Consider the following 24946-nt stretch of genomic DNA (forward strand, 5'->3'; position numbering starts at 1 on the left):
CGGTGCTCCTCACCATCGACGTAGGCAACACCCACACGGTCCTGGGCCTGTTCGACGGTGACGAGATCGTCGAGCACTGGCGCATCTCGACCGACCCGCGGCGCACGGCCGACGAGATGGCCGTGCTGATGCAGGGCCTGATGGGCATGCACCCGATGCTCGGCAGCGAGCTGGGGGACGGGATCCACGGCATCGCGATCTGCTCGACGGTGCCGGCGGTCCTGCACGAGCTCCGCGAGGTGACCCGCCGCTACTACGGCGACGTGCCCGCGGTGATCGTGGAGCCCGGCACGAAGACGGGCGTGCCGATCCTGATGGACAACCCGAAGGAGGTCGGCGCGGACCGCATCGTGAACGCGGTCGCGGTGGTCGAGCTGTACGGGGGTCCGGCGATCGTGGTCGACCTGGGTACGGCGACCACGTTCGACGCGGTGTCCGCGAAGGGCGAGTACGTGGGCGGGGTGATCTCCCCCGGCATCGAGATCTCGATGGAGGCGCTCGGGGTCCGCGGCGCGCAGCTGCGGAAGATCGAACTGGCCCGGCCGCGGAACGTGGTCGGCAAGTCGACGGTCGAGGCGATGCAGTCGGGCGTGGTCTACGGCTTCGCCGGGCAGGTCGACGGGATCGTGACCCGGATGGCCAGGGAACTGGCCGGGCCGTCGGGGAACCCGGAGGACGTGCGGGTGATCGCGACGGGTGGTCTGGCGCCGATCGTCCTCGGGGAGTCCTCGGTGATCGACGACCACGAGCCGTGGCTGACGCTGATCGGGCTCCGCCTGGTCTACGAACGCAACGCGCCGAGCTTCGCCTGAGCCGGTGCCGCCGGTGCCGGTGCCGGTGCTCCGGGCGGGCCGGCCCGCTGCGGGGTCAGGCCGTGGGCCGGGGCCGGGTCAGGAGTCTGCGGACCGCCGCCCGCCAGGGGTGACCTGCCGGGCGGCCGTCCAGGACGGCCTGGAACTGCTCGTACGTGCGGGCCGCGCGGAGGGTGGCGACGTCGTCGCGGCCGGGTGGGGGCGGCGGGGGGTCGCCGTGCTGTGACGCCCGGTAGGTGTCGATGAGGTACTGCTCGATGGCGGTCATCCCTCCACCCTGCGCCTGCCAGTGCCGGGCCGCACGACGATTGACGGGCCCCGTCAATCGGGCGGCCGTGCCGGGTCCGCTGCGCGGGGCCTGTCCCCCACCCCGCCCCTTCCCGAAACCGTGGGCTCCGCCCCCGGACCCCCGCTCCTCGGGAGGGGCCGGACTTCGGCTGCTGCCGTCTGCGAACTCAGCCCCGCCGGCGTTTGAGCCGCCGGGCCTGCCGCGACGCGGGCGACACCACCCGGCCGGACCCCGCCGCGCTGCGGCCGGGCGCCCGGGCCTCCGGGGAGAATGGGGCGATGAGCGTCACCATCGACATCGCCGGGCTCCCCGCAGGGCGGATCTCCTTCTCGCCCTCGCCCCTCGCAGAGCTCTGCATGGCGCTGCACGCGCTCTCCCAGCCCGCCCATCACCCCGCGCTCGCCTCCTGGACCGCCGCCACCACCGCCGCGCTCGATCCGGGTCTCGCGGACCGGCTGCTGGAGGCGGACTTCATGTGGCGGAGTTCCTTCTCGGACATCTTCATGCCCTTCGCCGGCGTCCCGGGAGGGACCGGGCTGCCCGCCGCGACCCTCGCCGGGGAGCTCGACGTACTCGACCGGCTCGACGACGAGCGGTTCGTGCGGGCCGCCCTGGAGCACTGCTGGCTCGCCCTCTACAACGAGGGGCTGCCCTCCCCGCTCACGGATTCCCGGGCCCGGGCCAAGGCACTGGAGACGGCCGCCGCACGCGGTCCGCGCCAGCTGGACTTCTCGCTGCGCCTGCTGGAGGACCCGGCCGGGGTCCGGGTGTGGATGCGCCGGCTCCTGGAGGACTGCGACGAGGCCTTCTTCGCCGAGACCTGGCGGCGGATCGAGCCCGGCCAGAGCGCGGACGCCCGGCACAAGACGGAGGTGCTGCGCCACAAGGGGCTGCCGGCGGCGCTGCAGGAGGTCTCCTCGGCGCTGAGCGTGGACGAGCGCCTCACCACCATCACCGCCGACAAGATGGTCAACGGTTCGGCCACCGCCACCGATCCGCGAATAGGCACCGGTCTGGTGTTCGTGCCGACCAACTTCGGCTGGCCGCATCTGCTCGTGCTGCACGCGCCGGGCTGGCGTCCGGTGGTCCACTATCCGCTCGGCACCCCCGGACCGGTCTCCGCGCCGGGCTCGGTGGAGCTGCTCCAGCGGCGGATGGAGGCCCTCGCCCATCCGATGCGGATGATGCTGTGCCGGAGCCTGGCGCGGGCCTCGTACACGACCAGCGAGTTGGCGGCCGTGTACGGCATCACCGCGCCGGAGGTGTCGCGCCACCTCTCCGTCCTGAAGAAGGCCGGTCTGCTGCACACGCGCCGTCAAGGACGGTACGCCCAGCACCAGTTGGATCTCGCCGCCGTGGCGCGCATCGGTTCGGACTTCATCGAGGGGATCCTCCGCTAGTGGGGGAAACTGCCTCCGAGCTGCCGCCGAGTCGCCGATATACGGAATTCACAAACCGGAATCAGTGAAAAGTCTGGCCAGAGTGACCCGTTGCTGCTTAACGTGCGTCCACCGCTCCTCCCTGCTCGCACTTATGCCGTGGAAGGACCCTGCATGCCCTCACGCCGTATAGCCGCAGCAACCGCCGCCCTGGCGGCCGCGGCCCTCGTCTCCCCGCTGATGCTCGCCGGTCCGGCCGGTGCCACGAGCCCCGCGAGCGATGCCGCCAGGGGTGACGCACTGGCCAGGAAACTGGTGAAGGACTCGACGGGCAAGGGTGCCTACAACCACCTGAAGGTGCTCCAGTCGATCGCCGACTACAACAACGGGACGCGGGTCGCCGGCTCCAAGGGCCACGACCAGTCCGCCAAGTACGTCGAGGCCGTGATGAAGGCGGCCGGCTACAAGGTCACGAAGAACGAGTTCGACTTCGTGTACGTCGAGGCCATCGCCGAGAAGCTCACGGTGAACGGCCCGAACGCGCACGACGTCCCGATCCACCTGATGACGTACACCACGAGCACCCCGGCGGGCGGTGTCACCGCCCAGGTCGCCGCCGCCCCGGTCGACGCGGACGGGACGAACGGCTGCGAGCCGGGCGACTTCGCCGCCGGTGCCTTCACCGGCAAGATCGCCCTGATCAAGCGCGGCGGCTGCACCTTCGCGGCGAAGCAGGCCAACGCGGCGGCCGCGGGCGCGGTCGGCGCGATCATATGGAACAACACCGACGGCGCCCTGAACGGCACCCTCGGCGACCCGAACGTGGGCAAGGTCCCGACCGGCGGCATCACCATGGCAGAGGGCCAGAAGCTCGCGGCCGAGGTCGCGGCCGGGCCGGTGGAGGTCACCCTCGACATCCGGCAGCTGCGCGAGAACCGCAAGACGTACAACGTCATCGCGGAGACCCAGGGCGGCGACGCGGACAACACCGTCTTCCTCGGCGCGCACCTCGACTCGGTCGCGGCCGGCCCGGGCATCAACGACAACGGTTCCGGCTCGGCCGGCATCCTCCAGGTCGCGCAGCGGCTCGCGAGCAGCCAGAACAAGATCAAGAACAAGGTCAAGTTCGCCTGGTGGTCGGCGGAGGAGTTCGGCCTGCTCGGCTCGGAGGCGTACGTCGACGGGCTGACGGAGGCACAGAAGAAGCAGATCAAGCTCTACCTGAACTTCGACATGATCGCCTCGCCGAACTCCGCGTACTTCGTCTACGACGGCGACGACTCGGACAAGACGGGCGCGGGCCCCGGCCCGGAGGGCTCCGCCCAGCTGGAGAAGGGGATCACCGACTTCCTCGACTCCAAGAACGTCCCGCACGAGGGCACGGACTTCTCCGGGCGCTCGGACTACGGCCCGTTCATCGCGGTGGGCATCCCGTCCGGTGGTACGTTCACCGGGGCCGAGGGCATCATGACCGCCGAGCAGGCCGCCAAGTTCGGCGGCAAGGCGGGCGTCGCCTACGACGAGAACTACCACGCCAAGGGCGACACCCTGGCGAACATCGACCAGAAGGCGCTCGACATCAACGTCGACGTCATCGCGGACGCGGTCGGCCACTACGCCTTCGACCTGGCACCCCTGTCGAAGCCGGTCGTCTCCGTGCCGACCACCGGCACGGGCAGCGGCGGCGGGCTGCACGCCGGCCACGACGACGTCGTGGAGTAAGGACCGGTAAGGGCTCCGAGGAGGGGGCCGGTATCCCGTTCGGGGTACCGGCCCCTTCCGCGTCAGCCGGGCGCGGTGTCCGGCCACGGGCGGATGCCCTTCGCCCGGACCAGCCAGCCGAAGTCCCCCAGCCCGCCGCGGGCCGTCAGCTCCGCCGCTTCCCCCGCGGAGGCGAGCCGGCGGACGTAGCCGGCCGGGTCCGTGGAGGCCAGGGCCAGCGGGGGGCGGGCCCCCGAGACGCCGAGGGCGGTCAGCGCCTCGCGCTGGGTCAGCAGCACCGCCCCGGGACCCGCGCAGGAGTCCAGGGCCACGTGGGCGGTGATGTCGCAGCTGCCGTCCGGGACGGGCCGGACCTCCCGGCCCGCGCGGAAGCCCGCCAGGGTGCCGTACGGGGGCCGCGCCCCGCGGGTGTGGGCGTAGTCCACCGCCACCGCCAGGCCCCGCTCCACGGTCGCCTCGGCGGCCGCCCAGGCCTCGTCCCGGGCCCGCCCGATCTCCGCCCGGCCGCCCTGCTCCGCGCCCGGCCACCAGCGCTCCAGCCAGGCCCGGTCGGCTGCGTCGAGGTGGTCGCCCGGGGACTCCGTACCGTCGCGCGCGACCAGGACGTACCGGCCGTCCTCGGCGATCTCCAGCGGTACGTTGTCCAGCCATTCGTTGGCGAAGAGGAGACCGGTCGTCCGCCCGGGCGGCTGCGCCACCCACTCGACCCGCGGGTCGAGCCCGGCCGGCCGCTCCGCGCGCTCGACCGCGTACGGCCGCACCCGGGCGGCCACCCCGGCGGGCAGCGCGGCGAGCACACCGGCCACCAGCTCGCCCCGGCCGGCCGCCATGTCGACCAGGTCCAGCTCACCGGGCTGCCCCAGCTGCTCGTCCACCCACAGCAGGAGCCGGGCCACGGCGCCCGCGTACAGCCCCGACGCGTGCACCGAGGTGCGGAAGTGCCCGGCGGGCCCTGGGCCGCCCGGGCGCACGTAGAAGCCTCCGGGTCCGTACAGTGCGGTCTCCATCGCGGTCCGCCACCGGACCGGACGCTCGACTCCTGGCTGAGTGCTCATCGGGCAAAGGTTAAGTTCACCGTCCACCTTGGGGAGTACGGCCCCTCCGCGAGGTTGGCACCTCTGGTTGACTCCAGCACCTGTCGCGGTTCCCTACTCTGGGTTACGTGCAGCGCCTCTACGACTTCCTCCGCAGACACCCCACGGGCGTCGACAGCTTCTGGGCTGTCCTCCTCTTCGGGGCCTCGATGCTGGACGTGGCGGTCGACGGCTCCCTGAGCACCCTCATGAGGCTCGCTACGGTCCCCGCCGTGCTCGCCCTGAGCACCGCCGTGGCACTGCGCCGCAAGTGGACGCAGGCGATGTTCTGGCTCGCCCTCGGCGCGGGGATCTACCAGCTGGCCCTGGGGATCACCGCGGGGCTCTGGGACCTCGCCATGTTCGTCGTCCTCTTCACCGTCGCCGCGAGCGAGGTCCCCCGGTGGGTCTCGCGCACCGCGCTGGGCTGGGGGGTGGCGGCGGCCCCGCTCTACTTCGTGCGGTTCGGGGTGGACAAGGGATCGAACGACGTCGACAACGTCCTGTTCGCCGTCTTCATGATCGTCCCGTTCGTCCTGGCGTGGGTGCTGGGCGACTCGCTGCGCACCCGCCGGGCCTACTACGCCCAGCTCATCGAGCGCAACCAGCGGCTGGAGAAGGAGCGCGAGGCCCAGTCGAAGGTGGCCGTGGCCGCAGAGCGCGCCCGGATCGCCCGCGAACTGCACGACGTGGTCGCGCACAACGTCTCGGTGATGGTGGTCCAGGCCGACGGCGCCGCGTACGTCATGGACGTGGCCCCCGAGCAGGCCAAGGAGGCCCTCCAGACGATCTCCGGGACGGGCCGCCAGGCCCTGGCGGAGATGCGCCGGCTGCTGGGCGTCCTGCGCACGGGCGAGCCGCAGGAGTCCGAGGACTACGTGCCGCAGCCGGACGTCGAGCAGATCGAGGTCCTGGTCGAGCAGGTACGGGCGGCCGGGCTCGCCGTGGACTTCGAGGTCGAGGGCGCGCCGCGGCGGCTGCCGAGCGGCGTGGAGCTGACGGCGTACCGGATCGTGCAGGAGGCGCTGACGAACACCCGCAAGCACGGCGGTCCGGACGCGAAGGCGAGCGTGCGGCTGGTCTACTTCGACGACGGGCTCGGGCTGCTCGTCGAGGACGACGGGCGGGGCGCGGCGCACGAGTTGTACGAGGACGGCGGCGCGGACGGCGCCGGGCACGGGCTGATCGGCATGCGCGAGCGGATCGGTATGGTCGGCGGAACCCTGGAGGCGGGGCCGCGGCCGGGCGGCGGCTTCCGGATCAGCGCGCTGCTCCCACTCAAGAAGCAATGAAGCGATGAAGCGATGACGAGGACGAGGTAACCGATGTCCATCCGCGTGATGCTGGTAGACGACCAGGTGCTGCTGCGCACCGGTTTCCGGATGGTGCTGGCCGCACAGCCGGACATGGAGGTCGTCGCCGAGGCCGGCGACGGCCTGGAGGCCCTGGAGGTGCTGCGGTCCACGAAGGTGGACGTGGTGCTGATGGACGTCCGCATGCCCAGGCTCGACGGGGTCGAGGCGACGCGGCGGATCTGCGAGCCGCAGGAGCACCCGAAGGTCATCATCCTGACCACCTTCGACCTGGACGAGTACGCCTTCTCCGGGCTGAAGGCGGGGGCGAGCGGCTTCATGCTGAAGGACGTCCCGCCGGCCGAGTTGCTCGCGGCGATCCGCTCGGTGCACAGCGGCGACGCGGTGGTCGCCCCGTCGACGACGCGGCGGCTGCTGGACCGGTTCGCGCCGATGCTGCCGACGACCACGCAGGAGCCGCAGAACAAGGAGGTCGAGCGGCTGACGGAGCGCGAGCGCGAGGTCATGCTGCTGGTGGCGCAGGGGCTGTCGAACGGTGAGATCGCGGGCCGCCTCGTCCTGTCGGAGGCCACGGTGAAGACGCACGTGGGGCGGATCCTGACGAAGCTGAACCTGCGGGACCGGGTGCAGGTGGTGGTCCTGGCGTACGAGACGGGCCTGGTCCGCGCGGGCGGCGGCCCTTCGGTCTAGTGCCGTGGCACGGGGCTCCCCGCCCGGCCGTCCTGGCGCCGGGCGGGGAGGACGGGGACGGGGGTCAGCGGGTGATGAACTCGCAGCCGCCGACGACGACGTCGAGCGCGGCGCTGTCGGCCACCAGGAGGTCGGAGCCGGTGCCGCATTCGATCCGGTCGTAGCCGCCGTTGCGGCTGACGATGGTGTCGTTGCCGCCCCTGCCGTTGAAGGTGGTGGCCGGAGGCGCGGAGTTCCAGCCGTCGCGGTCGGTGAGCCGGTCGTTGCCGTCCCCGCCGATGATCGTGTCCTGGCCCTCCCCGCCGTCGATGTCGCTCGGGATCGAGGTCTTGTTCTCGGCCCTGTCGTCCCGGTCGCCGAGAGCCGCCTGGATCCGGGTCACGCCGGTGCCGCAGCGCACGGAGTGGCTCGTCACCTGCTGGCACCCGGCGCCGGCGGTGAGCGTGCTCGCCGAATCGGTGACGAGCAGGTAGCCGGGCGAGGTGTCGAAGGTGACGTTGTTGACCTCCCCCGCGAGGGCGGAGAAGAGCACGGTGCCGCCGCTGCGGATCACGTACGAGGGGGACGCGGACGCCGGGCCGGCGAGCGCCACCGACAGGGCGAACGCGGTCAGGGCGGGAGCGGCGATGCGGAGGTACGGGTTCATGGGTGTGCAGTCCCTTTGGGTTGCGGGTCGCCGGATCGGGTCGAGGATCCGTCGCCCCCTTCGCTACCCGGAGTCACCGATGAGCCCATGTGATCATCGGAGAGTTACCTCCTGTGCCACGCCCAACCCCCCGTCCGGCCCTGGGCGCGCTACGTCATCCAGCGGTCGGGGCGGGCCGAGGCCCGGGAGGTGCGGGCGCGGGCGGCCTGGGCGGCCAGCAGCGCGGCGGCCTGGTCCGCCGCCCGCAGCCGGGCCGTGACCGTGCCGTTCGCGCCGGTGTCCACGTGGACGTCGGCGAGGCCGCGGAGGCGTTCCCAGGGGCCCTGGGTCAACCGGACGCTCTGTACCTTGGCGTGCGGGACGATCTCCGTACGCCGGCACAGCCGGCCGCGCCGGGCGGCGAACACGTCCGGGGAGACGGCGAGGGCGTACCCCTTCCACCACACCGGCACCACCCAGCGCGCGGCCGCCCGGGGCGAGCCGTCGAAGGCCAGCTCCGCCGGGTCCACGCCCGGCAGGATGCGCGCGATCAGCGCGTGGGCGGCGGCCTTCGGGGCCACGGGCACCAGCAGCCCGTTCTTCGAACCGGCCACGGCCAGCTCCACCCGTACCCAGCCGCGCCGGCGCCACAGCAGCGGCTCCACGACCGTCACGCTCTGGACGCGCCCGGGAGGGACCGTCTCGTGGGCCCGGTCCAGCAGCCCGTGGTCCAGGCGCAGCCCGTCGGGGGACTCGGCGACGGTCCAGTCGTACTCGGCGAGGAAACGGCCCGCGCTGCCCTGCCAGACCGCGCCGGCCAACGGGAGCAGCACGACGAGGGCCGCCCACGGACTGGGGCTGAACGTGAACACGAGCACCAGCGCGGTGAGCGCGCCCGCCAGCGTCGCCGAGAAGCCGAGGCTCAGGACGAGGGACAGCACGAGCTCGCGCGGCCGGACCCGCAGCAGCTCCCGCTCCGGCGCCTCGCCGAGGCGCACCGCCTCCTCGGGGGCGAAGCCGGCGGCCCGAGCGAGGAGCTCGGCGCGCAGCGCCACGGCCTCCCTCTCCCCGAGGAAGGCCAGCTCGTCCTTGTCCTCGGTGCCGATCACGTCGAGCCGCAGGGAGGCGACCCCGGTCAGCCGGGCCAGCAGCGGGCGGGTGACGTCGACGGCCTGGATCCGGTCGAGCCGGATGTGCGCGGTGCGGCGGAAGAGCAGGCCGCTGCGGATGCGGAGTTCGGTGTCGGTGATGGCGTAGTGGGTGAACCACCAGCTCAGCAGCCCGTACACGCCGAAGACGAGGACCAGCCCGAGTACGCCGGTCACCCGGAGCGGGGCGGACAGCTCCCCGATCCACTCCCGCGCCCGCTCGCCCTGCTGGGCCATCACACCGACGGTCGCCGCGATCGGCACCCAGGCCCGCCGCAGGGGCGTGAAGGGATGCAGCCGCCGCCCGCCGGGACCGCCCCCGGCGAGCCCGGAGCCGGGGCCACGGGCCCCCGGAGCGGCAGGGGCGGGCCCCGCGGCGGCGGGGCCCACACCGGCAGGACCCGCGAAGCCGTGGCCATCAGCGGCGGGGCCCACGGAGCCGGGGGCCGCAGGGGCCGGGACCGCCGAGCCAGGAGCCGCAGGGCCCGGGGCGGCAGAGCCCGGGGCCGCAGAGCCAGGAGCCGCAGAGCCAGGGCCCGCAGAGCCAGGGGCGGGGTTGGCGGGAGTCCCAGGGGAAGGGAGCGGGTTGCCGGTTGCCGAGGGGGCTCCGTCGGCCGGTTCGGGGGTCACAGGCCCGCCGACCTTGCCTCGCCGAGTTCCGTCAGGCGGTCGCGCAGGCGTTCCGCCTCGGCGGGGGCCAGGCCCGGGATCTTGGCGTCGGTGGCCGCGGCCGCCGTGTGCAGCTGCACGGAGGCCAGTCCGAACCGCCGCTCCAGCGGGCCCGAGGTGACCTCGACGAGCTGCATCCGCCCGTACGGGACCACGGTCTCCTCCCGCCACAGCACGCCCCGGCTGATCAGCAGGTCGTCCGCGCGCTCCGCGTATCGCCAGGACCGCCAGTTCCGGCCCAGCAGCACCCAGCCCCAGACCGCGACCGCCGCCCACACCAGCGCGAGGCCCGCCCAGGCCGGCCCCACCAGCAGCCCCAGCAGCACCCCGGTCACCACCGCGAAGAGCACGGTCCATATCGCCAGCAGCACCCGCCGCATCACCAGCAGCCCGCCCGGCAGCCCCACCCACCCGGGCGACGCCGTCTCACCCACTGTCCCCGTATCCATTCCCCCACCCTAGGGCTGAGACAATGCCCGCATGACGGAGACCACGGTCGGTATCGGCGGCGCGGCGGAAAGCACCGACATGGTGCTCAACATCGGCCCCCAGCACCCCTCCACGCACGGCGTGCTGCGCCTGCGCCTCGTCCTGGACGGGGAGCGGATCGTCAGCGCCGACCCGGTGGTCGGCTACATGCACCGCGGCGCCGAGAAGCTCTTCGAGGCCCGCGACTACCGGCAGATCGTGATGCTCGCGAACCGCCACGACTGGCTGTCCGCGTTCTCCAACGAGCTCGGCGTGGTCATGGCCGTCGAGCGGATGCTGGGCATGGAGGTCCCCGAGCGCGCCGTGTGGATGCGCACGCTGCTCGCCGAGCTGAACCGGGTGCTGAACCACCTTATGTTCCTCGGGTCGTACCCCCTGGAGCTGGGCGGGATCACCCCGATCTTCCACGCGTTCCGCGAGCGCGAGGAGCTCCAGGCCGTGATGGAGGAGATCTCCGGCGGCCGCATGCACTACATGTTCAACCGCGTCGGCGGCCTCAAGGAGGACCTGCCGGCCGGCTGGCTGGGCCGCGCCCGCGAGGCCATCGCCGACGTCCGCACCCGTATGGACGTCTACGACAAGCTGGTCCACGGCAACGAGATCTTCCGCGGCCGCACCCGCGGCGTCGGCGTCCTGTCCCGGGAGGCGGTGCACGCGTACGGGGTCTCCGGCCCGATCGCCCGCGCCTCCGGCGTCGACTTCGACCTGCGCCGCGACGAGCCGTACCTGGCCTACGGCGAGCTCCAGGACGTCCTGAAGGTGGTCACCCGCACCGAGGGCGACTGCCTGGCCCGCTTCGAGGTGCTGCTGGAGCAGACCCACAACGCCCTCGACCTGGCCGTGGCCTGCCTGGACCGGCTGGCCGACCTGCCGCCCGGCCCGATCAGCCAGCGCCTGCCGAAGGTGCTGAAGGCGCCCGAGGGCGAGACGTACGCCTGGACCGAGAACCCGCTCGGGATCAACGGCTACTACCTGGTCTCGAAGGGCGAGAAGACCCCGTACCGGCTGAAGCTGCGCAGCGCCTCCTACAACAACATCCAGGCCCTGTCGGTACTGCTGCCCGGGCAGCTCGTCGCCGACATGGTGTCGATCCTCGGCTCGCTGTTCTTCGTCGTCGGCGACATCGACAAGTAGACCCGAAACAGGGGAAGTCGGTCATGCCGCCGCCTAGGGTGGCGGCATGACCTCTGGCATATTCACGGACTATCTGGGGCGGCTCGGCATCACCGGGCCCCACGTCCCGTCCGTCGCGGGGCTGTTCGCCCTCCAGCGCGCCCATCTCGAGCGCGTCGCGTACGAGAACATCGACATCCAGCTGGGCCGGCCGCCCGGCATCGACCCCGAGCTGTCGGCGGCCCGCTTCGGCGCCGGGCGCGGCGGGTACTGCTTCCACCTCAACGGCGGTTTCGCGGCCCTGCTGGAGTCGCTCGGCTACGACGTCACCCTGCACGTCGGCGGCGTGAACGAGGACCCCTCGGTACGGGAGCCCAACGGGAACCACCTCGCGCTGACCGTGCGCGTCGACGGCGAGGCCTTCTTCGTCGACGCCGGGCTGGGCGACGGCCCGCACGAGCCGCTGCCGCTGCGCGAGGGCACGTACGAACAGGGCGGGTTCGGCTACCGCATGGAGCCGCTCGACGGGCCCGAGCCGGGCTGGACCTACCACAACCCCGGGGGCCCCTTCCCGGTCATGACCTTCCTGTCCGCCCCGGCGGACATGGACGACTTCCGGGCCGAGCACCTGCGGCTCTCGACCGCCCCGGATTCCCCCTTCGTACGGACCTTCGCCGCGCTGCGCCGCGACGCCACGGGCATCGACCTGCTCAGGGGGCGTGTGCTGACGCGCATCGACCCGGAGAAGGGGCCGGTCGAGCGGGAACTGGGCAGCGCCGAGGAGCTCTTCGACGCGTTGTCGGGCGTCTTCGGGCTGGAACTCGGCGGTCTGTCCGAGACCGACCGGGAGGAGCTGTGGGCGCGGGTGCAGCAGGCCCACGAGGAGTGGCTGGCCTCCCGGGAGGGCTGAGGCCCCCCGGGAGCCGGGGCCGGTCCGCAGGGAGGGCGCGGTAAGCCCGGTCCGACGGGGCCGGTACGGCGGGCCCGGTACGGCGGGGGGCGGTACGGCGGGCCCGGTACGGCGGGCCCGGTACGGCGGGCCCGGTACGGCGGGGGGCGGTACGGCGGGGGGCGGTACGGCGGGGGCCGGTACGGCGGGGGGCGGCGTCGTGAAGCCGGTGCGGCCCGGCCGATGTCGGTGCGGCAGGGCAGACTTGGGTCCATGTCCCACTCTCCCCGCCGGGCCTGCCCCTCCTGCGGCCGCGACTGCGCCGTGACCGCCGGACGGATCGCCCGCCACGACCCGCCGGCCGGGCGGAACCGCGGCGACATGGTGTCCTGCCCGGGATCACGGGCCCGGGTGGTGCTGGGCGCCTCGGCGCCGGTGCTGGACGGCTTCGTCCTGCCCGACGTCCCGGGACAGCTCCCGCTGTTCTGAGGGGGCGGGCGGCGATGCTGACGTGCCGATCGCGAGGGCCCGGACGCGGACCGCTTCACGACGTCGATGCGTCCGGCCCCGCAGGTGTCGCGGTGGGGGCCGGGCCGTCTAGGAGATGGCGGTGCGGAGGCGGGCCACGTCGATCGGCTCCGTCTCGTCGTGCGCCGTCAGGTCGATGACCTCGCCCGCCGTGGGCCCGGGCCGGTCGGCGGGCTGCTCCGCGGGGGCCCCGGCGGGAGCCCCGGCGGAGGGCTGTGCGGCTTCCGCCTCGTGGACCGCGAGGGCCTCGGCGCCGACCACGTCGGCGAGGTCCTCGTTCTGGACCGCCTCGATGGCGGCGCGGGCCTGCGCCGCGCTCTTCGTGCCGAAGAAGTCGAAGCCGCCCTCGGCCCGGGAGGCCGGGCGCTGCTGCCGGGAGGCGTACGGGGCCACCGGCGCCGCCGGGCGGCGGGCGGGCAGGGAGGCCGGGCGGGCGTGGGTCTCGGCCGCGGGAAGCTCCGGGCGGGTCTGCTTGCGCGGCTCGGGGTCCGGCTCCGGCTCGGGACCGGAGGGCTTCTTGCGGGCCAGCGCGAGCATCGCGGCGTGGGCCCGGGCGTAGCCGACCGCCGTGGGCGCGCCCGCAGAGGTGCGCTCCTCGGTGACCGCCGGCAGTTCCTTCGGCGCCGGGGCCGGGGCCGCTTCGGCGGCCTCGATAGCGAGCAGCCGGCGGCCCTCCAGGGCGCTGGCGCGCTCGGTCTCGGCGGTCGCGTACCGGCGCAGCAGCGCGGCGTGCTCCCCGCGCAGTCCCGCCAGTTCGACCCGCTTGGCGCGCAGCTTCGCTTCGAGCCTGGCGCGCAGCACCCGTGCCTCTTCGAGGTCGGATTCGAGCTCGGCTATCCGCTCTTCCGTCTTCCACTCGTCCTTGACCCGCTCGCGGGCGAGCTCCGCGACGCGGCGGCCGGCGGCGCGGTCCCAGGCCCGCATGACGACGGCGCCGGTGACTCCGGCGCCGGCCGTGAGGGCCACGAGGAGTCTGAGCGCCAGCGGTTCCGCGAGGAGCCAGGCGACTCCGGCGCTGGTGAGGGACACACCGGCGACGGACGTCGGCGTGAGCAGCCGGTGCAGGGGTTCGGGATTGCGGTGACGTCCACGGGGCATGGCCTGAAATTTACAGGGCGTGGCTCTGGATGGGAGTACCCGCCCGGGAATCTGTTCCCAGGCGGTTACCCGTCATTTCCGTCGCAAACCGTGTGACTGTTGCTTGTTCCGCTACTTCACGAGGCCCTTGGACCGCAGATAGGCCTTCGCCACGTCCGCCGGCTTGGCGCGCTCCGCGTCGACCTTGCGGTTCAGGTCGACGAGGTCGGCGGTCGTGAGGACCTTGGTCAGCTTGTCGAGCGCGGCGGCGATCTCCGGGGCCCCGGCGTCCTTGGCGTTGACGACCGGAAGCACGTTGTCGGCGTTCTGGAGCTTCTTGTCGTCCTCCAGCAGGACCAGTCCGAAGGAGTCGAGGGTGGCGTCGGTGGTCGTGGTGAGCACCAGCTGGTCGGCGCCGTCCTTGACGGCCTGCTTGGCCTGGGGGGTGCCGACACCCTTCGGGTCAATACCGGAAACCTGAATTCCGTATGTCTTGGTCAGCCCGGGTGCGCAGAAGGGCCGGACGGCGCATTCGTCGCCCGCGGCGATCTTCACCTTGAGGCCCGACTTACCAAGATCGGAAAGGGACTTGAGGTTGTTCTTCTGGGCGAATTCCTTGGTCACCGCGAAGGCGTTCTGGTCGACCGCGGAGCCCGCCGGGAGCGCCTTCAGTCCGAGGGGGCCGGCGAGCCCGTCCAGGCCCGCCACGGTCGCCGCCACGTCACTGGAGGCGACGGGCTTCTCCTCCGGCGCCTTGGGGCCGTTCACCTTGGCGTTGAGGAACTCGGCGAGGGTGGCCGCGTACTCCGGTACGACGTCGATCTCGCCCTTCTCCAGCGACGGCTCGTACAGCTCGCGGTTGTTGACCGTCTTGACCGAGGTGCCGTAGCCGGCGTCCCCCAGGACCTGCGCGTACAGCTCGGCCAGCACGTTGGACTCGGTGAACCCGGCGGCGCCGATCACCAGGGCGCCCTTGCCGCCGCCGCCGGCCGGGGCGGAGGAGGAACCGCCGGCGTCCTTGCTCTTCTCCAGGCTGTCGCCGCCGCACGCGGCCAGCGACACCGCCAGCGCGAGGGCGCCCAGGGACGCGCCGGCGACGCGTGTGGTCTTGCTCATGGGGAACTCCGTTCGAGGCGTGGGAAAGGGACGTGGTTGTGTACGGGGCTCCGCCCGGGCCCGCGGGAGCCGTACGGGCCGTGCCGGGATCAGCGTGGGCCCGTACGCGGCAGCAGCCGCTCCGCGGCCACGAGGACCCCCTCCACCAGCAGGGCGAGCGCCGCCACCAGCAGGGCGCCCGCGACGACCTGTGGGGTGTTGTAGGTGTTGAAGCCGGCCGTGATGATCCGGCCGAGACCGCCCTGGCCGACCATCGCCGCGATCGTGGCCGTGGCGACGACCTGCACCGCTCCCGAGCGCAGACCGGTCATCACCATCCTTCGGGCGAGCGGCAGTTCGACCCGGAGGAAGAGCTGGGCGCCGGACATGCCCATGCCCCGGGCGGCCTCCACCACCGCGCCGTCCACCTCGCGCATGCCGACGTACGCGTTCGTCAGCAGCGGTGGCACGGCGAAGAGCACGAGCGCGGCGATCGTCGGCAGGTAGCCCGCGTTGCGCAGCGGCGAGACCATGAACAGGGCCAGTACCGCGAAGACGGGCACGGCCCGCCCGGCGTTCGACAGGTTCACCGCCAGGGCGCCGCCCCTGCCGAGGTGGCCGAGCCACAGTCCGACGGGCAGGGCCAGGGCGCAGGCGATCCCGAGGGCGACCCCGCTGACGTAGACGTGTTCGGCGAGCCGGTTCCAGACACCGCTCTCCCCGGCCCAGTTGGCGCCGTCCGCCAGCCAGGACCAGGCGTCCCCCGCCACACCCAGCACCTCAGGCCTCCTTGTGCGCGGGCCGGCGGCCGGCCCGGGTCCACGGCGTGAGCAGCCGCTGCACGCCGAGCAGCAACAGGTCGGCCACGAGCGCGAGCAGCACGCACAGCAGGGAGGCGGTGAACACCTGGGCCTTGAAGGAGCTGTTCACCGCCGGGGCGATGAGGTTGCCGAGGCCGCCCTTGCCCACGATGGAACCGACGGTGGTCAGCGCCACCGTGGACACCGTGGCGATCCGCAGCCCGGCGAACAACGCGGGCAGCGCGAGCGGCAGTTCGACCTGCCACAGCAGCCTCCCCGGGCCGTACCCCATGCCGCGCGCGGCCTCCCGCACCTCCTCGGGCACCGCCTCCAGCCCGGCCAGGGCGCCCCGGACCAGGATGGTCAGCGAGTACAGCACCAGGCCGGTCACCACGAGCGCCGCCGACAGCCCGAACAGTGGCAGCAGCAGGGAGAACATGGCGAGCGAGGGGACCGTGTAGAGGAGGGTCGTCAGGCCGAGCACGGGCGCCGCCCAGCGGCGGCCGCGGCGGGCCAGCAGGGCGAGGGGGAGGGACACGGCGAGGCCGATGAGGACCGACACGCCCGTGATCCAGACATGTTCGAGGGTGGCGTCGGTGAGCTCCTGGGAACGGGAGGAGACGTACTCCCAGCAGAGCCAGTCGTTCGCCACCAGGCAGCTCCGGCCCGCCATTCCCCTCACCCCCCGGTCGTCGAACGTGCGTCGTAACCGACCCTAACCCCCTCGGGTGTCGATGGCCGGAATCCTTCGCACATGGGCAACACGCCCTTCACAAACCGGCGGGCCCGGTAGGGAAGGATGACGATGTGATCCGATTCGAGCACGTGACCAAGCGCTACCCCGACGGGACCACAGCCGTCGAGGACCTGTCCTTCGAGGTGGCGGAGGGCGAGCTGGTCACCCTCGTCGGCCCGTCCGGCTGCGGCAAGACGACCACGATGAAGATGGTCAACCGGCTGATCGAGCCCACGTCGGGGCGGATCCTGCTCGGCGGCGAGGACATCGCCGCCGCCGATCCGGTCGAGCTGCGCCGCCGCATCGGCTACGTCATCCAGCAGGTCGGGCTGTTCCCGCACAAGACGGTGCTGGAGAACACGGCGACCGTGCCCCGGCTCCTCGGCACCCCGAAGGCCGCCGCCCGCGCACGGGCCGCCGAACTGCTCGAACTGGTGGGACTGGATCCGGCCGTGTACGGGGGCCGCTACCCGGACCAGCTGTCGGGCGGTCAGCGCCAGCGCGTGGGGGTGGCCCGGGCACTGGCCGCCGACCCGCCGGTGCTGCTGATGGACGAGCCGTTCGGGGCGGTGGACCCGGTGGTGCGCGGGCGCCTGCAGAACGAGTTCCTGACCCTCCAGCGCACGGTGCGCAAGACGATCCTGCTGGTCACGCACGACCTGGAGGAGGCCATTCGGCTCGGCGACCGCATCGCCGTCTACGGACAGGGCACCATCGAGCAGTTCGCCCGCCCGGCCGCGGTGCTCGCGGCGCCGGCCACCGACTCCGTGGCCTCCTTCGTCGGCGCCGACCGGGGCCTGAGGCGGCTCGCGGTGACGGTGGTCGAGGAGACCGACCTGACGCCGGCCGGCGAAGACCCCGTACCCTCCGCGGCGGTGGAGCTGGGTGCGTCGCTGCGCGAGGCCCTCGCGGCCCTGCTGCAGGAGGACTCGGGCCGGATCGGGGTCACCGACCCGGATTCCGGGGCGTTGGTCGGCGTGCTGACCCCGGAGGGCGTCCACCGGGCACTGCGGCGGGCCCAGCCGCAGCACGCGTAGGCCACACAAAAGAGTGACCGGCCCCTGAGGGCCGGTCACGGGTGCTTCGTTCGGCTGAAATCGCGGGCGCCGGCCGTCAGGCCTGGATGCGGCCGCTCATCCACACCAGCATCGGCGGGATCTCGCGGCGCCACGTGTTGAAGTTGTGGCCGCCGCTGTCGAGGATGATCGAGGAGACCCGGTCCGGGCTCTGCACCTTCTTGATGAACTTGCGGGTGTCCCCGAGGTTCGGCTCGCCCTTCTCGCTGCTGGTGACGAGGAAGGACGTACCGCTCGGCTTCTTGTTCTCCATGGCGTGCAGGACGTCCGCCCGCTTCTTCAACTTGGCGTCCCCGTGGAAGAGGTCACCGGTCGTCGGGTCGTCCGGGGCGTCGTAGTACGCGGACAGCCCGGCGGCCGCGCCGAAGGTCTGCGGGTAGTGCGCGGCGATCTTCAGCGCGCAGTAGCCGCCGGTGGAGTTGCCGATGAAGCCCATGTTCTGGGGCTTCTTGCCGACCCGGAAGGTGTCCGTGATGGCCTGCGGCAGGTCCACGCCGAAGAAGGTCTCGGTCTGCGGGCCGTCGGGGATGTCCACGCACTCGGTGTCGCGCGGCGGCGCGACGGTCGGGCGCAGCATGACCAGGATCATCGGCTTCATCTTCCCGGCCTTGGACAGGCTGAAGGCCTTCATCGGGTAGTCGAGCCCTTTGATCAGGTTCTCGGCGGTGCCCGGGTAGCCGGTCAGGACTATGGAGGCGGGGAAGGTGTCGTTCTTGTGCTGCGGCTGGAAGTACTCCGGCGGGAGCCACACGTAGCCGGGGCTCGTTATCTTCGACTTCTGCCCGGTTATGGCAACCTTCAGGATCTGTCCGCCGACCTGGGGCTTGGCGCCGCCCGGCACGTCCAGCTTCTGCTTGTCGACGACCTTGATGTCCTTGCTGCTCATCGAGTGGTCGACGACCTTGCCCATGGACGTCTCCTGGCCGAACAGGTCGGCCCAGGAACCGTAGAAGAGGAACGACTTGTTGGCCGCGAGCCCCACAGCCGAGAACAGCGCCAGCTGGGCCGCCAGCAGGAGCCCGATCCGGCCGGCGACGGGGCGCCAGCCGCGGCCCGAGAGCTTCGGCCAGAACCAGACCGTGGCCGCGAAGAGCAGCACCCCGGCGACGATGGCCAGCGCCAGAACCGTATTACTGGTGAGACCCATGAGCAGTCAGTCGACTTTCTGATGGCAGGACTGGAAATTTCCGACGGAAGAGTGAACCCGCTCCTCGTCGCCGTCGTCCTAATGGACGCACCACACCCCGGAGGCTGTTGCGGCCCCCGGCCACATGATCTCTCGCGGAGCAACGGGAAGCGATGTCTAGCAGGATAGATGGCGATAAGTCCGGACAGGTTCCGGCCCTGGCGGGGCGAATCCTCCGGGGTCCCCGACCGGAGGCCGTTCCCGGCCTCGTAGGTACGGCCGTCACGCTCGTCGGCCTGCTCGACATCGCGGCGGGTGTCTTCCCGCGCTTCCGGCACAGCCGGATCCACGCGGTCACCGAGCTGCTGCCCGGCACCTTCGGCCCCTTCGCCGCCGCCGCGTCCCTCAGCGTCGGCGTGCTGCTCCTGCTGCTCGCGCACGGCCTCAAGCGGCACAAGCGGCGCGCCTGGCGCGCCGCCGTGGTGCTGCTCCCGGCGGGCGCGGCGGCGCAGTTCGTCTACCGGCACTCGGTCATCGGTGTGGTCATCTCGGCCGCGCTCCTGGCCCTGCTGGTACGCCACCAGAGTGAGTTCAAGGCGCTGCCCGACCCGCGCAGCCGCTGGAAGGCGCTCGCCAACTTCGTACTGATGAGCGCCGGGTCCATCGGCCTCGGCCTGCTCATCGTCAACGTCCACCCGAACCGGGTGGTCGGCGACCCGAGCCTGTACGAGCAGCTCAAGCACGTGGTCTACGGGCTCTTCGGCTTCGAGGGCCCCGTCGACTACTCCGGGAAGGTGTCCTGGACCGTCGGCTACTCCCTCGGCGCCCTGGGCATGCTCACCGCGCTCACCACCATCTACCTGGCCTTCCGCCCCGAGCACCCGGCCGCCCGGCTGACCGCCGACGACGAGTCCAAGCTGCGCGAACTCCTCGCCCGGCACGGCGGCCGCGACTCCCTCGGGCACTTCGCGCTCCGCCGCGACAAGGCCGTCGTCTTCTCCCCCAGCGGCAAGGCCGCCGTCACCTACCGCGTCGTCTCCGGCGTGATGCTCGCCTCCGGCGACCCCATCGGCGACGTCGAGGCCTGGCCCGGCGCCATAGAGCGGTTCATGGCGGAGGCCAAGGCCCACTCCTGGACCCCGGCCGTGGTCGGCTGCAGCGAGACCGGCGGCGAGGTCTGGACCCGTGAGACCGGGCTGGACGCCCTGGAGCTGGGTGACGAGGCGATCGTCGACGTCAAAGACTTCTCCCTCTCCGGCCGCCCCATGCGCAACGTCCGCCAGATGGTCAAACGCATCGAGCGCAACGGCTACACCACCAAGGTCCGCCGGGTCAGCGAGCTGACCGAGGAGGAACTGGCGGCCGTCCGCGGCGCGGCCGAGGCCTGGCGCGGCACCGACACCGAGCGCGGGTTCTCCATGGCCCTCGGCCGTGTCGGCGACCCGGGCGACGGCGACTGCATCATCGCGACCGCGCACCGCGTCGAGGAGGGCGACACCAGCCCCTTCGGCGACCTCAAGGCCATCCAGCACTTCGTGCCGTGGGGCAAGGACGGCATGTCGCTGGAGATGATGCGCCGCGACCGCGCCGCCGACCCCGGCATGAACGAGCTGCTGATCGTCGCCTCCCTGCAGCAGGCCCCCGAGCTGGGCATCGAGAAGGTCTCCCTGAACTTCGCGATGTTCCGCGCGGCGCTGGCCCGCGGCGAGAAGATCGGTGCCGGCCCGGTCCTGCGCGCCTGGCGCAGCCTGCTCGTCTTCCTCTCGCGCTGGTTCCAGATCGAGTCGCTGTACAAGTTCAACGAGAAGTTCCGGCCCCGCTGGGAGCCGCGCTTCATGGTCTACCGCACCAGCCGCGACCTGCCGCGCATCGGCTTCGCCGTGATGCAGGCCGAGGGCTTCGTGACGCTGGCCCTGCCGCGACTGTTCGAGAGCCGCCGCCGGCCCAAGCCGGAGCGCACGTGCACCCACAACGAGATGACGGCGGTGCCGAAGCAGACGGACCGCGAGGTCCAGGCCGCCTAGCCCTCCGCCGGGCGTGCGGCCGGTCCCGGGTCGAACGCCGGCCGGGCCGGATCTTCCGGCCCGGCCGGCGTTCGGCATTCCAGCCCCGGCCGGCACATCCAGCCCCGCCGGCGATTTGAGGCGCGGGGTCCGGGGCGGAGCCCCGGCAGCGGCGCTGCACCCGGCCCCGGGCCCCGCGCCCCCCGCACCGCCCGGCGGGGGCAGCGGCGACGGCCCTACTCTGGAACGCATGAACACCAAGCGCGAAGCCGCCGGCCGGGGCCACGTGGCGGGACTGCCCGACCTGGACCGCTGCGCGGTCATGGGCGTCGTCAACGTCACCCCCGATTCCTTCTCCGACGGCGGCCGCTGGTTCGACACCACCGCGGCCGTCAAGCGCGGCCTCGACCTCGTGGCCCAGGGCGCCGACCTCATCGACGTCGGCGGCGAATCCACCCGCCCCGGCGCCACCCGCGTGGACGAGGAGGAGGAGCTGCGCAGGGTCGTCCCCGTCGTCCGCGGCCTCGCCTCCGAGGGCATCACCGTCTCCGTCGACACCATGCGCGCGGCCGTCGCCGCCCAGGCCGTCGCCGCGGGCGCCCGGCTCGTCAACGACGTCAGCGGCGGCCTCGCCGACCCCGGCATGATCCCGGCCGTCGCCGCCGCCGAGGTGCCCTTCGTCGTCATGCACTGGCGCGGCTTCAGCGCCGACATGAACAGCCTCGCCGTCTACGCGGACGTCCTCGGCGAGGTCACCGCCGAACTCCGCGCCCGCATCGACGCGGTCGTCACCGGCGGCATCGCCCCGGAACGGCTCGTCGTCGACCCCGGACTCGGCTTCGCGAAGAACGCCGAACACGACCTGGCCCTGGTCGCCCACCTCCCCGAGCTGCGCGCGCTCGGCTTCCCGCTGCTCGTCGCCGCCTCGCGGAAGCGTTTCCTCGGCCGGGTCCTGGCCGGTGACGGCGCCGCACCGCCGCCCGCCCGCGAACGCGACGCGGCCACGGCCGCCGTCTCCGCCATCGCAGCCCACCAGGGCGCCTGGGCCGTACGGGTCCACGAGGTACGGGCGACCGCGGACGCGGTTCGGGTGGCCCGCGCCGTGGAAGGGGCTCTGTGAGCCGCACGCACTCAGAAGGAGCCCAGTGAGCAGAACCGACATCGAAGCGGTCGAAGAGGTCAACACGGCCTTTTACGAGGCCATGGAGCGGGGGGACTTCGACGCACTGTCGGCGCTCTGGCTGGAGGACGAGATCTCCTGCGTGCACCCGGGCTGGCCGGTCCTGTCGGGCCGCGGCGAGGTGCTGCGCTCGTACGCGTTGATCATGTCCCACACGGAGTACATCCAGTTCTTCCTCACCGACACCAAGGTGTCGGTGATAGCCGACACCGCCCTGGTGACGTGTACGGAGAACATCCTCAGCGGAGGGCCCGCCGAGGACGGCGGGGAGCTCGGCCCCCTCGTGGGCCAGCTGGTCGTCGCCACGAATGTGTTCCGACGCACACCGGAGGGCTGGCGGCTCTGGTCCCACCACGGTTCTCCTGTCCTGACGGAGTCCGACGAAGAGGACGAACAGGACACCGACTGACCCCCTCGGGCGGGATCCCCGGTATTTCGCAGGTAAATTCGAAGACGGACGACGCCGACCGCACTCGGCACAGGCCCATGGTTTCGGGGAGTCCCGGACCGGAAGTACCTACGAAAGCAGGAGTGATTCGCGTGGATCGTGTCGCACTGCGCGGCCTCAAGGCTCGCGGGCACCACGGCGTCTTCCCCAGGGAGCGCGAGGAGGGCCAGACCTTCATCGTCGACCTCGTGCTCCACCTCGACACCCGCCCCGCGGCGGCCGGCGACGACCTGGCGAAGACCGTGCACTACGGGGTCGTCGCCGAGGAGGTCGTCGACGTGGTCCAGGGCGAGCCGGTGGACCTGATCGAGACCCTCGCCGAGCGGATCGCCCAGCAGTGCCTCAAGCACGAAGCGGTGGCACAGGTGGAAGTCGTCGTCCACAAGCCGGACGCCCCCATCACCGTCCCCTTCGACGACGTGACCATCACGATCACCCGGAGCCGCGCATGAATCACGCACTGAGCGCCCAGAGCGACCCCACCGTGCAGCCCGTACCCGCGTCCGTCACCGACGCCGTGGACGCGGCCGACGTCACCCTGTCCAACCCCAAATGGGCCGTGATCGCGCTCGGCGCGAACCTCGGCAACCGGCTGGAGACCCTCCAGGGCGCCATCGACGCCCTCGGCGACACCCCGGGCCTGCGGGTCAAGGCCGTCTCCCCCGTCTACGAGACCGAGCCGTGGGGCGTCGAACCCGGATCCCAGCCCTCGTACCTCAACGCGGTCGTGCGGATCCGCACCACGCTGCCGCCCTCCTCCCTCCTCGAACGCGGCCACGCCATCGAAGAGGCCTTCGACCGCGTCCGCGAGGAGCGCTGGGGCCCGCGCACGATCGACGTCGACATCGTGTCGTACGCCGAGGTGGTCTCCGACGACCCCGTCCTCACCCTCCCGCACCCGCGGGCCCACCAGCGCGCCTTCGTGCTCGCGCCCTGGCACGACATCGACCCGGAGGCGCTGATCCCCGGCCACGGCACGGTGGCCGCCCTCCTGGCCGGAATCGGCCTGAGCGGCGTCACGCCGCGCCCCGACCTGGAACTCCGCCTCCCCGAGTAGTCGTTAGCCTGTTCATGGCTACTCGCTGAAAGTGGGGAACGCGGAAGTGAAGCAACTGAGGCCGGCGGTCCTGGCGGCCATCTTCCTGATCGCCGGGATCCTGTCCTGGGCGGGCGCCCGGCTGTGGAACTCCTACGGCACGCTTCCGGGCGTCCCGCTGGCGGCCCCGATCGTGCTGGCCGTGATCGCGGTGATCCTCCTCGCCACGGCCCTGTCGATGCGCGCCCGCCTCAAGGCCCAGCGCGAGCGCCGCCCCGGCGCCAAGGGCGTGGAGCCGCTGATGGCGGCCCGCGCCGTGGTCTTCGGCCAGGCCAGCGCCCTCGTGGCGGCCCTGGTGGCGGGGATGTACGGCGGCGTGGGCGTCTTCCTGCTGACCGACTCCCTCGACGTCCCCGCCCGCCGCGACCAGGCCTGGTACGCCGGCTTCTCGGTCCTGGCGGGCGCGGCGGTCGTGGCCGCCGCCCTCTTCCTGGAGCACGTCCTGAAACTCCCGGAGGACGACGACCAGTCCCCCCAGGGCGCGGCCCGGGCCTAGGGGGCGGGCCCGCTCAGTGGTCGGCGACGTGCCGCCACAGCGGGCGCCCGAGGACCGAGGGGTCCTCCCAGGTCGCGATCTCCAGCTCGTCCAGGTAGCCGTCGCCCCAGACGAAGACGATCGCCTCCCCGACGGGCAGCCCGTCGGGACCGAGCAGCAGCCGCGAGGAGGCCACCGGGTCCGCGCCCCGCGGCGGCCCGGGCGGCACGGCCGACCGGTCCACCCGCAGGTACCGGCTCCCGCACGGACAGGTGCAGCCCACCGCCATCTCGGCGTGGTCGAGCTGCGCGCGGAACGCCCTGTGGGCGTCGGAACCGTCCGCCAGCACCAGCTCCAGGGTCCGCCGGACATCGGCGTCGAGGGGCTCCCAGACCAGCTCGGCGCCCGCCCCGGCCCCGGCCCCGGCCATCAGCGGGCCATGATCAGGGACATCGCCTCGTTGCGGGTGGCGGGGTCGCGGAGCTGGCCGCGGACGGCCGAGGTGATGGTCTTCGCGCCGGGCTTGCGCACCCCGCGCATGGTCATGCACATGTGCTCGCACTCGACGACCACGATGACCCCGCGCGGCTCCAGGATCTCCATCAGGGAGTCCGCGATCTGCGTGGTCAGCCGCTCCTGCACCTGGGGGCGGCGGGCGAACACGTCCACCAGGCGGGCCAGCTTCGACAGACCGGTGATCTTGCCGTCGGTGGACGGGATGTAGCCGACGTGGGCCACGCCGTGGAAGGGGACAAGATGATGTTCACACGAACTCATGACTTCGATGTCCTTCACCAGGACCATCTCGTCGTGGCCGAGGTCGAACGTCGTCGTCAGGACCTCCTCGGGCTTCTGGTACAGCCCCGCGAATATCTCCTTGTACGCCCGCGCCACCCGCGCCGGCGTTTCCAGGAGACCCTCGCGGTCCGGGTCCTCGCCGACCGCGATCAGGAGTTCGCGGATCGCCGCCTCGGCGCGCTTCTCGTCGAACTCGCCGATCGTGCCCTCGTCACCGGTCAGGGTCACTGGGTCGGTCATGTCGTCTTCCTCGTTCCTGTCCACACAGCGCTCGCAGGCGCATAAAAGTGCCGCGCC

The 24946-nt window shown here is 72.4% G+C and carries 27 protein-coding genes; 15 read left to right on the plus strand and 12 right to left on the minus strand.

Annotation, left to right across the window (positions count from 1 at the left end; translation table 11 throughout):
- The first annotated feature begins 2 nt into the window (after positions 1-2).
- Complete coding sequence (locus ACZ6Y1_RS25635) at positions 3-812, plus strand: type III pantothenate kinase (RefSeq protein WP_469634185.1); 810 nt, start codon at positions 3-5, stop codon at positions 810-812.
- Between the two features lie 55 nt (positions 813-867).
- On the opposite strand, the gene ACZ6Y1_RS25640 is transcribed toward ACZ6Y1_RS25635, so the two are convergent.
- A complete protein-coding gene (locus ACZ6Y1_RS25640) occupies positions 868-1080 on the minus strand; it encodes a hypothetical protein (RefSeq protein ID WP_469634188.1) in 213 nt (70 codons plus the stop codon).
- 299 nt (positions 1081-1379) lie between these two features.
- Between ACZ6Y1_RS25640 and ACZ6Y1_RS25645 the strand changes: the two genes are divergently transcribed.
- Positions 1380-2501, plus strand: a complete 1122-nt coding sequence (locus tag ACZ6Y1_RS25645; protein WP_469634191.1) for a DUF5937 family protein — start codon at positions 1380-1382, stop codon at positions 2499-2501.
- A gap of 153 nt (positions 2502-2654) precedes the next feature.
- Positions 2655-4202, plus strand: coding sequence for a M28 family metallopeptidase (locus ACZ6Y1_RS25650; protein WP_469634193.1), 1548 nt, complete (start codon positions 2655-2657; stop codon positions 4200-4202).
- A gap of 62 nt (positions 4203-4264) precedes the next feature.
- Here ACZ6Y1_RS25650 and ACZ6Y1_RS25655 read toward each other — a convergent pair whose 3' ends face one another.
- Positions 4265-5257: an SAM-dependent methyltransferase gene (locus ACZ6Y1_RS25655; protein WP_469634196.1), complete on the minus strand. Its 993-nt coding sequence runs from the start codon at positions 5255-5257 to the stop codon at positions 4265-4267.
- Positions 5258-5364: 107 nt separating this feature from the next.
- Here ACZ6Y1_RS25655 and ACZ6Y1_RS25660 point away from each other — a divergent pair, with 107 nt between their 5' ends.
- Both ACZ6Y1_RS25660 and ACZ6Y1_RS25665 read left to right on the plus strand, forming a co-directional pair.
- Entirely contained in the window at positions 5365-6567 is a 1203-nt protein-coding gene (locus ACZ6Y1_RS25660) for a sensor histidine kinase (protein WP_469634199.1), read from the plus strand.
- 33 nt (positions 6568-6600) lie between these two features.
- Positions 6601-7278 carry a response regulator transcription factor gene (locus ACZ6Y1_RS25665; protein ID WP_469634202.1) on the plus strand — a complete coding sequence of 226 codons (678 nt, stop codon included), beginning with the start codon at positions 6601-6603 and terminating at the stop codon, positions 7276-7278.
- Positions 7279-7342: 64 nt separating this feature from the next.
- Here ACZ6Y1_RS25665 and ACZ6Y1_RS25670 read toward each other — a convergent pair whose 3' ends face one another.
- The 3 genes from ACZ6Y1_RS25670 to ACZ6Y1_RS25680 form a co-directional block, all read right to left on the minus strand.
- Positions 7343-7924 carry a hypothetical protein gene (locus tag ACZ6Y1_RS25670; protein WP_469634205.1) on the minus strand — a complete coding sequence of 194 codons (582 nt, stop codon included), beginning with the start codon at positions 7922-7924 and terminating at the stop codon, positions 7343-7345.
- A gap of 149 nt (positions 7925-8073) precedes the next feature.
- A complete protein-coding gene (locus ACZ6Y1_RS25675; RefSeq protein ID WP_469634208.1) occupies positions 8074-9441 on the minus strand; it encodes a PH domain-containing protein in 1368 nt (455 codons plus the stop codon).
- A 236-nt stretch (positions 9442-9677) separates the two neighbouring features.
- Positions 9678-10169, minus strand: a complete 492-nt coding sequence (locus ACZ6Y1_RS25680) for a PH domain-containing protein (RefSeq protein WP_469634211.1) — start codon at positions 10167-10169, stop codon at positions 9678-9680.
- Positions 10170-10200: 31 nt separating this feature from the next.
- Between ACZ6Y1_RS25680 and ACZ6Y1_RS25685 the strand changes: the two genes are divergently transcribed.
- The 3 genes from ACZ6Y1_RS25685 (at position 10201) to ACZ6Y1_RS25695 (ending at position 12700) form a co-directional block, all read left to right on the plus strand.
- Positions 10201-11343, plus strand: coding sequence for an NADH-quinone oxidoreductase subunit D (locus ACZ6Y1_RS25685; RefSeq protein ID WP_469634214.1), 1143 nt, complete (start codon positions 10201-10203; stop codon positions 11341-11343).
- Between the two features lie 46 nt (positions 11344-11389).
- On the plus strand, positions 11390-12232 hold the full coding sequence (locus tag ACZ6Y1_RS25690; protein WP_469634217.1) for an arylamine N-acetyltransferase family protein: 843 nt from the start codon (positions 11390-11392) through the stop codon (positions 12230-12232).
- Between the two features lie 252 nt (positions 12233-12484).
- The gene (locus tag ACZ6Y1_RS25695; protein WP_469634221.1) at positions 12485-12700 is read left to right on the plus strand and encodes a hypothetical protein; all 216 of its coding nucleotides are present in this window, start codon (positions 12485-12487) and stop codon (positions 12698-12700) included.
- Between the two features lie 108 nt (positions 12701-12808).
- Here ACZ6Y1_RS25695 and ACZ6Y1_RS25700 read toward each other — a convergent pair whose 3' ends face one another.
- The 4 genes from ACZ6Y1_RS25700 to ACZ6Y1_RS25715 all read right to left on the minus strand — a co-directional run bounded on the left by ACZ6Y1_RS25700 (position 12809) and on the right by ACZ6Y1_RS25715 (position 16384).
- Positions 12809-13837: a hypothetical protein gene (locus tag ACZ6Y1_RS25700; protein ID WP_469634223.1), complete on the minus strand. Its 1029-nt coding sequence runs from the start codon at positions 13835-13837 to the stop codon at positions 12809-12811.
- Positions 13838-13948: 111 nt separating this feature from the next.
- Positions 13949-14932, minus strand: coding sequence for an ABC transporter substrate-binding protein (locus ACZ6Y1_RS25705; protein WP_469634227.1), 984 nt, complete (start codon positions 14930-14932; stop codon positions 13949-13951).
- 89 nt (positions 14933-15021) lie between these two features.
- Entirely contained in the window at positions 15022-15687 is a 666-nt protein-coding gene (locus tag ACZ6Y1_RS25710; protein ID WP_469634526.1) for an ABC transporter permease, read from the minus strand.
- 4 nt (positions 15688-15691) lie between these two features.
- Entirely contained in the window at positions 15692-16384 is a 693-nt protein-coding gene (locus ACZ6Y1_RS25715) for an ABC transporter permease (RefSeq protein ID WP_469634230.1), read from the minus strand.
- 134 nt (positions 16385-16518) lie between these two features.
- Between ACZ6Y1_RS25715 and ACZ6Y1_RS25720 the strand changes: the two genes are divergently transcribed.
- A complete protein-coding gene (locus tag ACZ6Y1_RS25720) occupies positions 16519-17484 on the plus strand; it encodes an ABC transporter ATP-binding protein (protein WP_469634233.1) in 966 nt (321 codons plus the stop codon).
- 76 nt (positions 17485-17560) lie between these two features.
- Here ACZ6Y1_RS25720 and ACZ6Y1_RS25725 read toward each other — a convergent pair whose 3' ends face one another.
- Positions 17561-18670, minus strand: a complete 1110-nt coding sequence (locus ACZ6Y1_RS25725) for an alpha/beta hydrolase (protein ID WP_469634236.1) — start codon at positions 18668-18670, stop codon at positions 17561-17563.
- 152 nt (positions 18671-18822) lie between these two features.
- On the opposite strand from ACZ6Y1_RS25725, the gene ACZ6Y1_RS25730 reads away from it, so the two are divergent.
- The 6 genes from ACZ6Y1_RS25730 to ACZ6Y1_RS25755 all read left to right on the plus strand — a co-directional run bounded on the left by ACZ6Y1_RS25730 (position 18823) and on the right by ACZ6Y1_RS25755 (position 23872).
- Positions 18823-20673, plus strand: a complete 1851-nt coding sequence (locus ACZ6Y1_RS25730) for a phosphatidylglycerol lysyltransferase domain-containing protein (RefSeq protein ID WP_469634238.1) — start codon at positions 18823-18825, stop codon at positions 20671-20673.
- A gap of 229 nt (positions 20674-20902) precedes the next feature.
- A complete protein-coding gene (folP, locus tag ACZ6Y1_RS25735; RefSeq protein ID WP_469634241.1) occupies positions 20903-21772 on the plus strand; it encodes a dihydropteroate synthase in 870 nt (289 codons plus the stop codon).
- Positions 21773-21797: 25 nt separating this feature from the next.
- A complete protein-coding gene (locus ACZ6Y1_RS25740) occupies positions 21798-22241 on the plus strand; it encodes a nuclear transport factor 2 family protein (protein WP_385366781.1) in 444 nt (147 codons plus the stop codon).
- A gap of 131 nt (positions 22242-22372) precedes the next feature.
- Entirely contained in the window at positions 22373-22732 is a 360-nt protein-coding gene (gene folB / locus ACZ6Y1_RS25745; protein ID WP_030010912.1) for a dihydroneopterin aldolase, read from the plus strand.
- Complete coding sequence (gene folK, locus ACZ6Y1_RS25750) at positions 22729-23337, plus strand: 2-amino-4-hydroxy-6-hydroxymethyldihydropteridine diphosphokinase (protein ID WP_469634244.1); 609 nt, start codon at positions 22729-22731, stop codon at positions 23335-23337. Before folB ends, folK begins: the two co-directional genes overlap by 4 nt.
- A 46-nt stretch (positions 23338-23383) precedes the next feature.
- Positions 23384-23872: a DUF3180 domain-containing protein gene (locus ACZ6Y1_RS25755; RefSeq protein WP_469634246.1), complete on the plus strand. Its 489-nt coding sequence runs from the start codon at positions 23384-23386 to the stop codon at positions 23870-23872.
- Between the two features lie 13 nt (positions 23873-23885).
- Here the strand turns inward: ACZ6Y1_RS25755 and ACZ6Y1_RS25760 are convergent, their stop codons facing one another.
- Both ACZ6Y1_RS25760 and folE read right to left on the minus strand, forming a co-directional pair.
- On the minus strand, positions 23886-24281 hold the full coding sequence (locus ACZ6Y1_RS25760; RefSeq protein WP_469634249.1) for a hypothetical protein: 396 nt from the start codon (positions 24279-24281) through the stop codon (positions 23886-23888).
- The gene (folE, locus tag ACZ6Y1_RS25765) at positions 24281-24889 is read right to left on the minus strand and encodes a GTP cyclohydrolase I FolE (protein ID WP_469634252.1); all 609 of its coding nucleotides are present in this window, start codon (positions 24887-24889) and stop codon (positions 24281-24283) included. The genes ACZ6Y1_RS25760 and folE overlap by 1 nt, the downstream gene beginning before the upstream one ends.
- Positions 24890-24946 lie beyond the last annotated feature (57 nt).

The sequence above is a fragment of the Streptomyces sp. NPDC053432 genome (assembly GCF_055585365.1).

Excerpts from the sequence above, each read along its gene's own strand:
- ACZ6Y1_RS25640 (WP_469634188.1), bottom strand. The coding sequence starts at position 1,080 with ATGACCGCCATCGAGCAGTACCTCATCGACACCTACCGGGCGTCACAG.
- ACZ6Y1_RS25645 (WP_469634191.1), top strand. The coding sequence starts at position 1,380 with ATGAGCGTCACCATCGACATCGCCGGGCTCCCCGCAGGGCGGATCTCC.
- ACZ6Y1_RS25650 (WP_469634193.1), top strand. The coding sequence starts at position 2,655 with ATGCCCTCACGCCGTATAGCCGCAGCAACCGCCGCCCTGGCGGCCGCG.
- ACZ6Y1_RS25655 (WP_469634196.1), bottom strand. The coding sequence starts at position 5,257 with ATGAGCACTCAGCCAGGAGTCGAGCGTCCGGTCCGGTGGCGGACCGCG.
- ACZ6Y1_RS25665 (WP_469634202.1), top strand. The coding sequence starts at position 6,601 with ATGTCCATCCGCGTGATGCTGGTAGACGACCAGGTGCTGCTGCGCACC.
- ACZ6Y1_RS25670 (WP_469634205.1), bottom strand. The coding sequence starts at position 7,924 with ATGAACCCGTACCTCCGCATCGCCGCTCCCGCCCTGACCGCGTTCGCC.
- ACZ6Y1_RS25680 (WP_469634211.1), bottom strand. The coding sequence starts at position 10,169 with ATGGATACGGGGACAGTGGGTGAGACGGCGTCGCCCGGGTGGGTGGGG.
- ACZ6Y1_RS25685 (WP_469634214.1), top strand. The coding sequence starts at position 10,201 with ATGACGGAGACCACGGTCGGTATCGGCGGCGCGGCGGAAAGCACCGAC.
- ACZ6Y1_RS25690 (WP_469634217.1), top strand. The coding sequence starts at position 11,390 with ATGACCTCTGGCATATTCACGGACTATCTGGGGCGGCTCGGCATCACC.
- ACZ6Y1_RS25695 (WP_469634221.1), top strand. The coding sequence starts at position 12,485 with ATGTCCCACTCTCCCCGCCGGGCCTGCCCCTCCTGCGGCCGCGACTGC.
- ACZ6Y1_RS25700 (WP_469634223.1), bottom strand. The coding sequence starts at position 13,837 with ATGCCCCGTGGACGTCACCGCAATCCCGAACCCCTGCACCGGCTGCTC.
- ACZ6Y1_RS25705 (WP_469634227.1), bottom strand. The coding sequence starts at position 14,932 with ATGAGCAAGACCACACGCGTCGCCGGCGCGTCCCTGGGCGCCCTCGCG.
- ACZ6Y1_RS25715 (WP_469634230.1), bottom strand. The coding sequence starts at position 16,384 with ATGGCGGGCCGGAGCTGCCTGGTGGCGAACGACTGGCTCTGCTGGGAG.
- ACZ6Y1_RS25725 (WP_469634236.1), bottom strand. The coding sequence starts at position 18,670 with ATGGGTCTCACCAGTAATACGGTTCTGGCGCTGGCCATCGTCGCCGGG.
- ACZ6Y1_RS25730 (WP_469634238.1), top strand. The coding sequence starts at position 18,823 with ATGTCTAGCAGGATAGATGGCGATAAGTCCGGACAGGTTCCGGCCCTG.
- folP (WP_469634241.1), top strand. The coding sequence starts at position 20,903 with ATGAACACCAAGCGCGAAGCCGCCGGCCGGGGCCACGTGGCGGGACTG.
- folK (WP_469634244.1), top strand. The coding sequence starts at position 22,729 with ATGAATCACGCACTGAGCGCCCAGAGCGACCCCACCGTGCAGCCCGTA.
- ACZ6Y1_RS25760 (WP_469634249.1), bottom strand. The coding sequence starts at position 24,281 with ATGGCCGGGGCCGGGGCCGGGGCGGGCGCCGAGCTGGTCTGGGAGCCC.
- folE (WP_469634252.1), bottom strand. The coding sequence starts at position 24,889 with ATGACCGACCCAGTGACCCTGACCGGTGACGAGGGCACGATCGGCGAG.